This is a genomic window from Alteromonas alvinellae (assembly GCF_902705805.1).
The window spans coordinates 23,719-36,675 of sequence record NZ_CACSIH010000125.1 but is presented as its reverse complement, the minus strand read 5'-3'; the positions used below and the strand labels follow the sequence as shown (position 1 = coordinate 36,675).

General features: G+C 43.0%; 16 protein-coding genes. 6 read left to right on the top strand and 10 right to left on the bottom strand.

Annotation, left to right across the window (positions count from 1 at the left end; all coding sequences use genetic code 11):
- Position 1: 1 nt before the first annotated feature.
- The 6 genes from ACX5KA_RS09415 to ACX5KA_RS09390 all read right to left on the bottom strand — a co-directional run bounded on the left by ACX5KA_RS09415 (position 2) and on the right by ACX5KA_RS09390 (position 6,268).
- Positions 2–331, bottom strand: a complete 330-nt coding sequence (locus tag ACX5KA_RS09415) for a hypothetical protein (protein ID WP_061095299.1) — start codon at positions 329–331, stop codon at positions 2–4.
- Positions 332–561: 230 nt separating this feature from the next.
- Positions 562–2,646: a response regulator gene (locus tag ACX5KA_RS09410; protein WP_458730964.1), complete on the bottom strand. Its 2,085-nt coding sequence runs from the start codon at positions 2,644–2,646 to the stop codon at positions 562–564.
- 88 nt (positions 2,647–2,734) lie between these two features.
- Positions 2,735–3,187 carry a response regulator gene (locus ACX5KA_RS09405; RefSeq protein ID WP_049587620.1) on the bottom strand — a complete coding sequence of 151 codons (453 nt, stop codon included), beginning with the start codon at positions 3,185–3,187 and terminating at the stop codon, positions 2,735–2,737.
- Positions 3,177–4,691 carry a sensor histidine kinase gene (locus ACX5KA_RS09400; protein ID WP_458730963.1) on the bottom strand — a complete coding sequence of 505 codons (1,515 nt, stop codon included), beginning with the start codon at positions 4,689–4,691 and terminating at the stop codon, positions 3,177–3,179. The genes ACX5KA_RS09405 and ACX5KA_RS09400 overlap by 11 nt, the downstream gene beginning before the upstream one ends.
- Before the next feature lie 4 nt (positions 4,692–4,695).
- Positions 4,696–4,920 (bottom strand): hypothetical protein, encoded by a 225-nt coding sequence (locus ACX5KA_RS09395; RefSeq protein ID WP_014979579.1) that lies wholly within the window; start codon positions 4,918–4,920, stop codon positions 4,696–4,698.
- Between the two features lie 16 nt (positions 4,921–4,936).
- The gene (locus ACX5KA_RS09390; protein ID WP_156086533.1) at positions 4,937–6,268 is read right to left on the bottom strand and encodes a sigma-54-dependent transcriptional regulator; all 1,332 of its coding nucleotides are present in this window, start codon (positions 6,266–6,268) and stop codon (positions 4,937–4,939) included.
- A 547-nt stretch (positions 6,269–6,815) separates the two neighbouring features.
- On the opposite strand from ACX5KA_RS09390, the gene ACX5KA_RS09385 reads away from it, so the two are divergent.
- Complete coding sequence (locus ACX5KA_RS09385) at positions 6,816–7,421, top strand: exopolysaccharide biosynthesis protein (RefSeq protein ID WP_283645074.1); 606 nt, start codon at positions 6,816–6,818, stop codon at positions 7,419–7,421.
- An 8-nt stretch (positions 7,422–7,429) separates the two neighbouring features.
- Here ACX5KA_RS09385 and ACX5KA_RS09380 read toward each other — a convergent pair whose 3' ends face one another.
- Both ACX5KA_RS09380 and ACX5KA_RS09375 read right to left on the bottom strand, forming a co-directional pair.
- The gene (locus ACX5KA_RS09380) at positions 7,430–8,353 is read right to left on the bottom strand and encodes a LysR family transcriptional regulator (protein WP_061095293.1); all 924 of its coding nucleotides are present in this window, start codon (positions 8,351–8,353) and stop codon (positions 7,430–7,432) included.
- A 56-nt stretch (positions 8,354–8,409) separates the two neighbouring features.
- Positions 8,410–8,760 (bottom strand): rhodanese-like domain-containing protein, encoded by a 351-nt coding sequence (locus ACX5KA_RS09375; RefSeq protein ID WP_458730962.1) that lies wholly within the window; start codon positions 8,758–8,760, stop codon positions 8,410–8,412.
- Between the two features lie 184 nt (positions 8,761–8,944).
- On the opposite strand from ACX5KA_RS09375, the gene ACX5KA_RS09370 reads away from it, so the two are divergent.
- Positions 8,945–9,256 (top strand): ArsR/SmtB family transcription factor, encoded by a 312-nt coding sequence (locus ACX5KA_RS09370; RefSeq protein ID WP_053103822.1) that lies wholly within the window; start codon positions 8,945–8,947, stop codon positions 9,254–9,256.
- A 96-nt stretch (positions 9,257–9,352) separates the two neighbouring features.
- Here ACX5KA_RS09370 and ACX5KA_RS09365 read toward each other — a convergent pair whose 3' ends face one another.
- Both ACX5KA_RS09365 and ACX5KA_RS09360 read right to left on the bottom strand, forming a co-directional pair.
- A complete protein-coding gene (locus ACX5KA_RS09365) occupies positions 9,353–10,102 on the bottom strand; it encodes a PRC-barrel domain-containing protein (protein ID WP_061095291.1) in 750 nt (249 codons plus the stop codon).
- A gap of 192 nt (positions 10,103–10,294) precedes the next feature.
- Positions 10,295–10,651 (bottom strand): MaoP family protein, encoded by a 357-nt coding sequence (locus ACX5KA_RS09360; protein WP_049587633.1) that lies wholly within the window; start codon positions 10,649–10,651, stop codon positions 10,295–10,297.
- 399 nt (positions 10,652–11,050) lie between these two features.
- On the opposite strand from ACX5KA_RS09360, the gene ACX5KA_RS09355 reads away from it, so the two are divergent.
- The 4 genes from ACX5KA_RS09355 (at position 11,051) to ACX5KA_RS09340 (ending at position 12,956) form a co-directional block, all read left to right on the top strand.
- Entirely contained in the window at positions 11,051–11,218 is a 168-nt protein-coding gene (locus ACX5KA_RS09355) for a hypothetical protein (RefSeq protein ID WP_170870514.1), read from the top strand.
- Between the two features lie 126 nt (positions 11,219–11,344).
- Positions 11,345–12,175 carry a LysR family transcriptional regulator gene (locus tag ACX5KA_RS09350; protein WP_014979575.1) on the top strand — a complete coding sequence of 277 codons (831 nt, stop codon included), beginning with the start codon at positions 11,345–11,347 and terminating at the stop codon, positions 12,173–12,175.
- Between the two features lie 72 nt (positions 12,176–12,247).
- The gene (locus tag ACX5KA_RS09345; RefSeq protein ID WP_202943086.1) at positions 12,248–12,598 is read left to right on the top strand and encodes a DUF2750 domain-containing protein; all 351 of its coding nucleotides are present in this window, start codon (positions 12,248–12,250) and stop codon (positions 12,596–12,598) included.
- A 124-nt stretch (positions 12,599–12,722) separates the two neighbouring features.
- A complete protein-coding gene (locus tag ACX5KA_RS09340; protein WP_061095288.1) occupies positions 12,723–12,956 on the top strand; it encodes a DUF2789 domain-containing protein in 234 nt (77 codons plus the stop codon).
- Position 12,957: the final 1 nt, after the last annotated feature.

Below are 12,957 nucleotides of genomic sequence, written 5' to 3'. Positions count from 1 at the left end.
ATTACTTCTTACGTAAAAGTGACGTCACTAACATTCCTGCTGCGAATGCGATACCCGCTGTTGCTACTGGGTTTTCAATGGCATATTTACGTACGTTTGACGCCTGCCATTTCTGCTGCGCCAGACGCTTTCTCGCTGACATGTTCTCTGCAGACGATGTAGCAGTGCGACGAATGTTTTCCTCCGCAATGCCAGCACTGTCTGCTAACTTGTCGACTGACGCATGAAGAGAATCTTTCAGTTGATCCGTTACTGGGTGACTCGGCTCAGCCACGCTGTTTGTATCGTTATGTTTAACTGTTTGCGATTTAACTGAAGCTTGTGTAGCCATAATACTCTCCTTAATATTTTAGGTTCATATAGGTAGCTGCAACTGATATACCAAATTATTATCTTACTGTTTTATATGATTTATTTTTATTTTACTATTGTTGCGTGAGGTGCTTATGTGCAAGTCTCACACACTGTTCTGTCTTACGTCTGTAATATTTTCTTGCTCTTGATGATGCGCTGCTCAACCTCCGACATTCGGTACAGGTTGGCAGCGAAATAATTAACTTTTCAGCCCACTACCGAGGCTAAATCGTCTTTAGTGACAGGTTTGAGCAGTGCACTGTTGATCCCTATAGTTGTCATCGTTTCGGAGTCCGCTTCGTGGCCGCTTACAATAGTAAGGATGGCATCTGGTAGCTTTTTCTTGAGCTCACTCGCTAAGTCGTAACCGTTATAATCGGGAAGGGTAAGATCCATAAGAATGTGATCGAAACGTTGATTTTCTGCAGCCTGTAATGCTTCAGCACCGCTGTACTGAGTAGTGACCGTATGACCTAAGTGGGAAAGAAACAATTGTAGTAGCTCCGCCGCATCCTCATCGTCTTCAATCACAAGTATATGCTTATTGGCAGGCTGATCTGAATCACCTTTTGAATCAGTAGACTGGATTTTCTGCTCTGCTTGCCCATTATCTGCAAGTCCTCGATAAGCGGTTTCGTCCTCTGGATCGTGCGGCTTGTCTATTGGCATGTCTGCAACTTGTGCCTCCACGTTGGTAAATGTTACGTGATTACCTGGCGGGAGGTATTGCGAAAGCAAGTTAGCCAGTGCAAACCGGTCAATCGGTTTTCCAATTACGTCGTTAAACCCTTCGCGAATTAACGATTCTCTTAAGCCTTTGCGGCTTGCTGCTGTGACGGCTATCACTGGGATATCCTGCCCATGTCGTCTAATCGCATGTAGGGCTTCTATGCCATTCATCACTGGCATATGAATATCCATTAAAACGAGATCGAAGGGCTGGTTGTGTTCATCCGCCTGCAACACGGCTTCCAGTGCTTTTACGCCATTTTCAGCGTAGCTAATGTCAGCTTGAGATTGACTCACAAGGTGGCCGGTTAGACGTCGAATTTCTCGCAAGTCATCAACAATTAATACGCGTCCAGTTACGTTTAAATTGATGCTACTAGACTCGACAGGTTGAATTTGGCCTAACTCAAGATCTACGCGAGGCTGTTCAGAAACATCGCCAGGGTTTATATCAAATGTAAATGTACTGCCTTCTCCTAGACGAGATTTAACATCAATGTCGCCGCCCAGTTTAGTGACTAGCTCTTTGCAAATGGCAAGTCCAAGTCCTGCTCCGCCATGATTGGCACGCATTACATCTTCTATTTGTTCGAAAGGCTGAAAAATGTTGATGAGCTTATCAGGCGGCATGCCGATACCTGTATCATCTACAGAAAATCGCAGCAGTGTTCGACTCGAATCGTTTACAGACGGCTCGTCGAGAGAGATGGTAAGCGTGATACTGCCCTTATCGGTAAATTTCACCGCATTTGAAATTAGGTTCAACAATACCTGACGCAGGCGGGTAGGATCCGTGTGAATAAACTCTGGTATTTTTGTTTTAGAAACAACGTTAAGGCTTAGTCCTTTGTCTTTGGCATTCAAACGCATTAATGAGTGAATGTCCGTCAAAAACGCGCTTAAGTTCACTTCTTTAATGTTGAGTTCAAGCTTTTCTGCCATTATCCGCGACATGTCCAGCAAATCGTTGAGTAGGCTCAACAGGTGCTTGCCATTAGAGTGGATAATAGATAACTCTTGTTGAAAAGGGCTGTTTCTCGCATCGTCTATAAGCAGTTCAGTGTAGCCAAGAATAGAGGTGAGGGGCGTGCGCAGCTCATGCCCTAAATGCGCAAGGAACTTATCTTTAGCCTTGTTCTTTTGCTCTACTTTGTTTCGCTCAATTCGCTCGTTCTCTATGTCACGGCGAACCATGGCGTATCTAATCGTGCGCATAAACCGCGGTGATTCAATTTCCGATTTTTGCAAGTAGTCTGCGGCACCTGCTCGCATGACCATTTCATCCACCGTAGCATCCGACTGTCCGGTAAGTATCACCACGGGTAAATTGAACTGGTTAGATTTTAAAACACCCAATACATCAATCGCGTTCTCTGCACCCAGTAAGTAATCTAACAAACACAGGTCGAAACTTTGTGTCTTTAATGCTTCCACTGCGTCTAAGCTATTCGTCACCCACGTCAACTCAAACGTAGGTGACTCGCACTGTGCTAGATAGTCAGAGGTTAAGAAGTAATCATCTTCATCATCCTCTACCAATAAAATTTTTATTACCTCTGACATCTAGTACCTCGTTTACCGATGGGGTATTTTTGAAACTTTATTGAGTAACATGTTTGGGTTGTCAAAAATTCAACTAACCCTTATTTGTTTACTCGTGTGGTAATTCTACGAACTCTATCCAGTAACGTCCGAGCGCGCGCATTAGTTCAACCAATCCTTCAAAGTTCACTGGTTTTGTAATGTAAGATGCGCAACCTAGATCATAACCGCGTAGCATATCTTCCTCCTCTTTAGAGGTTGTGAGAATTACCACTGGGATACTGCGAAGCTTGGGGTCGTTTTTCAGTTCTTGCAGCGCCTCTCTACCGTCTTTTCTTGGCATGTTTAAATCTAGTAAAATAAGACTAGGTCGCGGTGCCGATGCAGGATCTGTATATTTACCTTCATGACGAAGAAACTCTAATAATTCAACGCCATCTTCAACACAAAACAGATTGTTTAGAACGCGGCTTTCATTGAGCGCGTCAACCGTAAGTAAGCGGTCGTCTTCGTCATCGTCCGCCATAAGAATATTGATAGGCTGAGTTTGTTTACGCGTCATTGTGTGTTTCTCCATTATTGTTGTTAGAACCAAACGGTTCGCTATTTTTGGGTATTATTATTGAGAACGTTGCCCCTTTTCCGGGAGAACTAACTGCGGTTATTTGACCGTTGTGCCGTTCTACAATACGACGACAAACGGCAAGCCCAATACCCGTACCTTTGTATTCGCTTCTACCGTGAAGGCGTTGAAAAGGGGCAAATATTTTTTCAGCAAACGATTGTTCGAACCCTATACCGTTGTCTGATACGGTGATTTTTGTCCAGTCATATTCTTCAGCAAGCAGAATGTCTTTCGTTTCTTCTTCCTTCGCGTCCCTTGCAGATATCGTTACTTCTGGTCTCACGCCCTCGCTCTGAAATTTCAGTGCGTTAGACACTAAGTTTAAAAACAGCTGCTCTAATTGCGATTTGTCACCGCGAATAGTGGGCATATCGCTAACATGTATTTGCGCAGACTTTTCATCGATAGCGATTTCCAAATCGCCCATGATGCTATCCACTACGGTGCCTAGATTAACGTCGTCAAACTCTTTACCTCGTGTGGAAACACGAGAAAAGGCGAGAAGGTCTGAAATAAGCATGGACATCCGCTCTGCTGCATTTAGCATGCGCGCAAGGTAATCTTTGCCTCTTTCGTCTATCACATCGTTGTAGCCCGATTCTAAGCGGTTACCAAATGCCCGAATTTTTCTTAATGGTTCTTGAAGATCGTGTGACGCCACAAAGGCAAAATCTTCCAACTCTCTATTACTTCGTGCTAATTCGTCTGAATAGACACTTAACTCCTGCGTTCTATCTGCTATCCGAGATTCTAGCTCTTCGTTAACAGACTCTAGGTCAGCTTGATACTTCTCATGCTCACGGGAATTTATTTTGAGCAGTAAAAATACTGTAATAATCAGTAGCAGAGTCGTTGCAGAGGAAATGATAAGCGTATTAACAGAGTCCCTTCTTAGGCTCATTAAGTTGGCCAGATGCGTGCCTTGCATATCCCGTTCTGAATCGTCGATTTCTCTAAATAAGGTTTCAAACTGTTTGTAGAGTTTTATACCCTTATCACTATTCACTAAAATGACAGCTTGTTGCTCTTTCCCTTCTTTATACAGCTCAACTATTTCAATGACTTCATTGATTTTTGCTTTGGTTAAAGACAAAAGTTCTTCGATGCGGATGGACTGGTCGTTAATATCTGAAGAGAAGGAGCTTACTTCTACCTCATCCATTAATTCGCCGATTACGCTCAACGTTTCGGTGTAGTCGGTAAGATATTCTTCATCGCCAGTTAGCATATAGCCGCGCTGACCAGACTCCACGCGAAGTACAGCAACGTGAAGGCGGTTAACTGCATTGATAACACGGTTCGTAGTGAACAGCCGCGCTTCCAGAGCAGAAAGGTCATTTAATGTACTAACTACGTAAAATGAATTAGCAGTTATTACAATAATGACCAGAACAACTAAAATTATCCAACTGTATAGTGAAGACAATACTTTAGTAATCATTTACTTAATCCGAAACATTGCCACTTAACTCTGATGTCATTTCAGCAAGAGTATGGCTGCAGTCTTTAGCACTGCTTATTATTTTATCCAACGCCACCAATGCCTTTTCAGGTGCAACGTCACCGTTTAATGCCATTTTCACTAGCTCAGCTTGCATTGATATTCTGTTTAATGGTTTGCGTGCATCATGCACATAAACACTTAGTCGAGAAAATTCTTCGCTAGTCATGCCGAATACCTCTTACTTAGTCGTCTTTACTTAAGTCACCATATGCATGAAGACGGTTGTAAAGCGTTTTTGTACTAATTCCCAGCATTTCTGCTGCGGTGGTCTTATTGCCATTCACTTTTTCCAACGTGGCATAAATTAGCTCTTTTTCCACGTCTTCAATGGTTCTACCGGCTTGAAGTGCCGGTGTCGTGCTCTGTTTTTGAGCAAATGGTGACTCAATGGTTTTTGGTAATTCAATCTCACTCTTTTCAGGGTCGCTCATAATGGCAGCGCGATGCACAAAGTGTCTTAGTTCACGCACGTTACCGGGCCAGTCGTAAGCTTGTAACGTATCGAGTTGACTATCTTCCCACTTAAATTGCGAGCCATTATCTTTATTGAATTCAGCAATAAAGGTTTTTGCTAGTAATGGAATATCTTCCTTTCTTTCGCGTAGCGGAGGAATGGTGATTGGGAAGACCGCAAGTCTGAAGTAGATGTCTTCGCGCAGTACTTTGCTTTGCGCAATCTCTTCCATTGTTCGGTTCGTGGCAGATACAACGCGGCAGCTCACCGGGATGGTCTTCGTTCCGCCCACACGAATAACAACCTTGTTTTCTAAAACGCGGAGTAAGTTGGGCTGCATATCAATGGGCATTTCTGTGATTTCGTCCAAAAAGAGCGTACCGCCCTCAGCTTGTTCGAAAACACCTTCTTTACGTCCTACGGCGCCGGTAAATGCTCCTTTTTCGTGACCGAAAAGTTCACTACCTATTAGTTCTTTTGAGAATGCACCACAGTTGGTTGCAATATAGGGGCCTTCACTTTCTGAAGCACGATGAATTGCGGCAGCCACCACTTCTTTACCTACACCGCTTTCACCAAGCAGCATTACATTTGCGCTGGTTTTACTCACTCTAGAAATCAGCTTGTAGAGCTCTTTCATAATTGGCGATTCACCAATCAGCAAGTCAAAATGTTTCTCTATTTTGTCTTGTGCAGGTGCTTTTTCTTTTGGCTTTTGACTTAATACAGCCTCTATTTCCTCCCGTTGAATTGGCTTAACGAGATAGTCGACCGTGGGGCCACACAGACCCTTTATCACGCTTTTCACAGAAGGGTGACCCGTTATCAAAGTAACGCGAGGGCGCTTAGGAAGTGCATCTAGTTCATTGAATAAGTGCGCGCCGCTTCCATCGGGTAACATGAAATCAAGCAGTACATGGTCAAAGGTTTCTTTTTCTAACCAATCGCGGGCTTCTTTGAGTGTGGCAGCGGTAAGTACTTCGTGGCCAAGAAATTCGATGATAGTACAAGCTACTTCTGTGAACTCGGCGTCGTCATCAACTAAAAGTACGGTAAGCACGTGGATGTCCCTCTCTTCTTTCGTTTCCTATTCAGAAAAAATATGAAATAGAATCAATGTTATAGTTTTATCATACGCTATTAACAACTGAATGCTAAAGCGCATATTTAAAGTTTATTTATACGCTGGCTTAAATCGATAAGGCGTAAGCGCATCGGAAAATATTTAAATGCCTCGAGCAACCTGGAAATTTTGTACATTTGCCTTGATGCCAAGGGATAGTCGGTTGCGCTACCTTCTTCTAATTTATCAACTCTTTGCGATCAGCGGTACACATCGCGCTAAAGTACAGAATGTCTATATCTGTTTTTGTTTTATTAGGTGATTTTATTTTACTTATCAGGAGCATTTGCAAAAAGTATTCCTGTCTTTAACACACCGTCACATGCAATCGATGGCATATTTTTCGCACGATTTAACTGTCTAAAGTTACTTGCAATTTCACTATGGCAAATCGACTAGGTGCGAGAAATGTATATTAATTAGGCGAGAAGCCCGTCTGATTAGCGCGACGTTCGCAGGTAATGTGATATCAAAGGAATTGAAGATGTGGGGAAAAACAGCTGTAAGATCAATGACCTTATACGAGTTGTTGGGGAAAATGCAGCCGCGAGCAAGACAAGATAAGTTCGAGTTTGCTGAGTTCTGGGATGTGATGGAGAAAAGAGGCTTTGGACCAATGCTGGCGCTGCCATCTTTTATCGCTTGCACACCGATTGGGGCCATCCCTGGGATCCCATCTTTAGCGGGTGGGACGATTTTACTCATCGCGTTGCAAATTTTACTCGGTCGTAGGCATCCTTGGTTACCGCAAAAAGTGATGCAGTTAAACTGTGACGCCGATCAGCTTCGCTTCATTGTCGATAAGGTTAAACCGTATGCAGTACGCGTAGACCGCTTTTTAGTTCCTCGGTGTTTTTTCATGCGCCAGCCTGTGTTCAGATCACTCATCGCATTATGCTGTGCGGGTTGCGGACTTGTAATGATTCCACTCGAGCTTATTCCCTTTATGGGGCTTATTCCCGCTTTTGCTGTTTTTATTATGGCAATAGGCATGGCCACAGACGACGGTGCTGTGGCGTTAGTTGGTGTTTCGTTATCGCTATTTGGCTTTATACTTGGGTTTGAACGCCTTGCAGTCGCGCTAAGTTGATGCTCTAACTACTCAGTACACGAATCGAGCATAAAATCTGACGATGGAAGGTTCATTGTTTGATATCGTAGCTCGCCAATAAAAGCACGGGCAGCTGGTCCCAACGTATCGCCGTCTTCGAAAGACAAATAAAGGAGCGCCTTACGCAACGCTGCATTATTATCGAGGGGAAGGGGAACGAGTGTACCGTCTTCTAGCTCATCTTTAATTATTGCGATAGGCAGCCACGCAAAACCCAACCCCTGAGCAATAATATCTAATGACGTTCTAACGTGGCTTACGGTCCAGCGCTGCTCTGCACCTAACCAGCCCACATCAGCTTTACGCTCCGCGGATGAATCCCTTACCACAATTTGACGATACGCTTTTAAGTCTTCCAGTGTGAGCGTTCTATCCAATTGGTGTAATGGATGGTCGGCGTGAGCGACAGCTGCAAATTCAATTTCGCACAAGTCTTCGCTAAAGCCATTAGAAAACGCGAAAGGAGAGATGCCTAAATCAACTTTACCATTGCTCAAAAGTGAATTTGCGCCACTGAGTACAGTTTCTTCTATCTCGATACGAAGGAGCGGGAACTCAGCAGAAACTTTCGCTAGCACGTTATAAAGCAATTCAGACGGGAAAATAATATCTACCGCTATGCGTAAAGTTGTTTCTGTGCCAGATTTAAGGCTATTGGCAACGGCCTCGAGCTTGTGCGCTTCGCTAAGCAAAAAAGAGGCACGGCGATACATAAGTTCACCTTGCGGCGAAAGCTGGACTTTACGTCCAATATTCTCAAACAATGACACTCCGATGGCGTTTTCAAGCTTTTGAACCGCGTGGTGAACGCTCGATTGACTTTTGTGAACTTCAGCAGCAGCTTGATTAAAGCCGCCTGCATCGACGACGGCTTTGAACATTCGCCATTGTTCTAACGTAGATTTCAGCATACAGCGCCTTAAAACTCTTAATTAACGCTACTTATAGCATACGCGTGGTTAAGAAGTCATTTCTGGTTTGCTTGATTTATCGTGGGTACAGGGCATGTCACAACCGAAACGTTCTCATAGCCCATCTTTATAAGTTGCTCTGCAGCTAGTTTTGCTCGAACGCCCGACGCACAGTGAATATAAATTGGCGCTGAAGCATCTTTAAACTGTTCCAGTGCCTTCATTTCGAGCACGCCGCGTGGTATGTGAAGCGCAGAAGGTACGGGCTGATTGGCAACTTCGGCACTCTCTCGTACATCAATCAGTATACCGCTATTGTTTCGGCACTCACTGGCCGCTTGCTCCGCAGATACAGTGCGTAAGTTCACGTCTATGTTTTCTATTCGAGTCTTCATGTCTATAAGCATATTTTTCCTTTTTGCCTAAACTTAGTTGAAATAAGTAAAATCTAATATATTGATGTCAGCGTAATAAAACAATGTAAAATACGGCGATTCGTCGCATAAATTGGCAGGTCGGCATAATGCCTTATACTTTAGTATAGTAAATGGCTAAATTGGTGCCGAAATACTTTACAGATAGAGAGTGCTTATGTCCGAGGATATGGTAATAGGTTCAGATGATATAATGGAACACGCTGCGGAAGCCGAGATCTTCCTTAAGCAATTCGCGAATAAAACACGCCTTATGGTGCTTTGTTCGTTGCTGAAAGAGGAAAAATCGGTAACCGAACTTCTCGAAGTTGTTAGCGTCTCGCAGCCAGTGATTTCTCAGCACCTTGCTTTATTGCGAGAATCAAAGATGGTGGCCACAAGAAGGCAAGGTCAAACTATTTACTACCGCTTAGCAGACGAGCGCGTCAAGCGTTTAATTGCTTTGATGTACGAATTTTTCTGCGAGTAATCTTCTTTTTGTATCTTAAGCTACAATGTCCGCCTTCAACAACGGACATTGTAAAGTTCCTAACTAAACATCGCCAACAATGACATTCTTCGGTTATTAATTTCCGGTTTTATTCAATTGCTCGCAAAGCATAGGCACATAGCCTTCTTCAGAAATTTTTTCACTTTCCACTTCAGGTCTATCAACCAATTCGTCGTGACTTAAATTCACTACTACGCTGTGCGCCGCCCAGTCGATACTTTCAATATCTCTAGGTAGAAGTGCGAGATGTTTACCACCCGGAAGCCAGTTGTTAGTATCTACCACTAGCATGATTATCTTCCAGCTCTCGGTATCAATGACGAAGTTACTAATGTGGCCCACGTTATCTGTGGTTGTAGCTACTTCATATCCACCAACTTCGCCCACTGCTCTTAGGTGGTTGGTACTTTTTTTCGGGTTTTCAGTTTCAGACTCTTCAGCGCGTTGTAATTCGACCAGTTCATTTGGATGTGCGAACTCTCCCCATGCTCCTGGACCAATCCAATAGTATCCGTAACCAAAATATTTGAAGAGATTTTCTTCGTATTCACGTGACACAGGCTTATGTTCGTCAATAGAGGGGCTGTTTTTTAATGTATCAACTGTCATATTGATATGAACAGACTCACTATCTTCATCTAACTGTTTGACAGATATAGGTGATATCACCACTTTGCGGCTAAGCGGTAGCCAAGTATTGGTATCTGCGACCAAATAGCGAACAGTGAAGGTTTCGTCGTCGAAAAGGATATCGCGGATGCCGCCCACTTTGTCATCAAGGGCATGTATAGAAAAGTGAGTAAGCTGTTTTGAACTAATGATCATCGTTGCGCCTCCTTTGCATGGGCTCGTTTTTCAGAATGAAATGCGCAATTCACTGCACATCACTCTGTATTACTACTAAGTGTAGACAGTCCTTAATGTTTCTTCATTTTGTTCTTGTCTGAAGTTGATTGAGATCATTTGTTCAATAACAAAAAAGCTCGCCGGAGCGAGCTTTTTAGTAATGATGTAGCATTATGCTACATCGAATTCTTCATCAGAGTAATCTTCATCATAGTCTGACTGGTTACTCGCACTGCTGTGAAGGGTGTAGAAGTGCTTTTTGCCCCTTGCTAATCTGACGTATTTCGCCCAGGCTTTTTCTAGGTTATTGCTAGCTTCAACTTTACCTGTAACGAATTCGACGAAATGTCTCTCATCATCACTTTCAGGCGACAACTCGCCATTTTCAAGTCCTAGCAGTGTTTTGCCGTAGTGGGTTAGAAGATCGGCTTCAGTAATACTGAAGTCACCTGATTTACGAAAACCGTATGGAAACTTCTGACGGTCAATATAAGGTTTTGCAGATTGTCGAATAGCTAAACTTTTCATGTTGTACCCAACGTAATGTTTTGTTCAGCGCACTTTTAAGATAATTAAAAACGAAGATAAAACAAAAGATTTTTCTCTTATCAATAAAAAATTTTTAACGGTATAAAATCTAACACTAAATTTTAGATTACGTTAGAAAAGTATACAGAAAGTACGAGGTGATAACCTCAAGTATGATGTGTCTAAGTTTTTGAAATTAAAGTGAAATGTAAGTATCTATTTATTGGCCCTGCAACGGGTATCGCTATTACACGAGCGTAAATGAGTTGGACGTTAAAAGTCTATGAAAATAACTGATGAGAATAATCAAAAATTCTTGTCGCTACGATGATTAAAATTCGTTTTCTATTTTGTCACTTAAGATAATAATTGAAGTGTGTTAACAACCCAGAGAAGTCAATGAGTAAAGACTATCGTTACCAGCGTGATGAATGGGACTCGGTAGAAGAGGAAGATTTTCACGCTAAAAAGCCAAATCCCAAACGTCAAAGTACTGTAAAGGAAAAGCAGAAGCGTGACCTGCAACGCCGTGACAAACAGCGTCGCCTGCACCAAGAAGAGTATTAATTCAGCGAGTTGGTGAAATTTTAATAAAGCGTACCGTTTATAGCGGTGCGCTTCTGTGCTTTTGTGTTTACTTGCCGTATTATCTGTGTCAATTTAGACCCACTTTGATTCGGTTGTACAATAAGCATGGATATACGCTTTCTCACCACCTTTATAGAGGTGGCAAAAACTCGTCACTTTGGTAAAGCGGCTGAAAACCTTTACCTTACTCAATCTGCAGTCAGTGCGCGCATAAAGCTACTTGAAGAGTATTTTCATACCACGCTTTTTATTAGGCAACGCAACAGTATACAGCTCACTCAATCTGGTGAGAAACTTCTGCCTTACGCTAGGCAATTATGCGCAACGCTAAACGAAGCAAAACAAGAGCTCCAAATTCAATCCTCTGAATATGTTGTTTGCGGCGCAACACAGCTGGCGAGCGAGCTGTTATTGCCTCAGATGCTCAGTCACCTACACAACTCGTTTCCCGATTGGTCAGTAAAGGCTGAAGTTCTTACGTTAGATACCCTTTCGCGACAATTGCACGAAAGGGTGACGGACTTATCATTCTCCACTGAACCGTTGAAATCTGAAGAAGTAAACAGTGATGTATTGCTAGAGCAGGATTTGGCGCTATATAGAATTGGACAAGCGTCTGAGACTATTGATGCAGCAGATTTTGTGGCTATTGATTGGGGAACTAAGGCAAGAGACTGGTTGCTTACTGCTTACCCTCAACTTCGCGATGCAAAGCTAAGAACCAATTCGTTGAATCTTGCGCTCAACAATTTACAGAGCGAAGGTGGTATTGCCGTATTACCGACCAACGTTGAGAGTCAGTTACCCGGTAGTGTGAAAGTGACCAGAATTGAAACGTTAGAAAACGTATCGTTTAAGGTGTATGTGCACAGCATGAAGCAAGTCAGACGAGTGGGTCTAGCAGAGATAATAGAAAGCGTGTCTAAAGCGTGTTAACCGCTGCCAATAAATTTACCCACGGTGCCTAATTTAAAGGCATGTGAATCGCAGAATTAAAGAGAGAAACTTATGTCACAATTACATCCTTTATTGGAAAAAAACGCATTTCAACGACTAGAAGCAAGCCTTGCAACAATTAAAGCTGAAGAAAAGCTCTTCATTCTTAAAGATGAGCACGGCTGCGTAATGCTAACTACTGATGAAGAAGATGGTGTTCCGGTTTGGCCTGATGCAGAGTTAGCACTGTTGTGGGCAACCGAAGACTGGGCACACTGTGAAGCGTTGGAATTAAGCACCGAAGAGTTTTTGACTAAGTGGGTGCCGGGCATGACGCAAGATGAATTAATGGTCATTGTATGTCCTGTACCTGCTGAAGAAGGAGAGGTAATTACACCAGAAGAGTTTGCTGACTACCTTTAAGATGTGATCTCAAGGGGACGGCAAAGGGTAATTATCTAGTAAGCAAATGGGGCATAAAAACGCTTGTTGGGTACAACGTATCTGGCGCTTATTGTGCCTTTAATTAGTAACCCAAGGAGGCGTTATGTTTACTGAGCAACCCACAATGAATAGTCTATTTAGCCAACTCGGTTTAGGAAGTTCAGACGAAGAAATTGCTGAATTTTTTGAAACACATCGAGGGCTGAATAAGAGCCAACATCTTCATGAAGCGCCTTATTGGAATGAAAGTCAGTCTGCATTTTTGAAAGATGCCATTATTGAAGACGCTGCGTGGGCCGAAGTGATAGACCAACTTAATGCTGAGTTGCACGAATGAT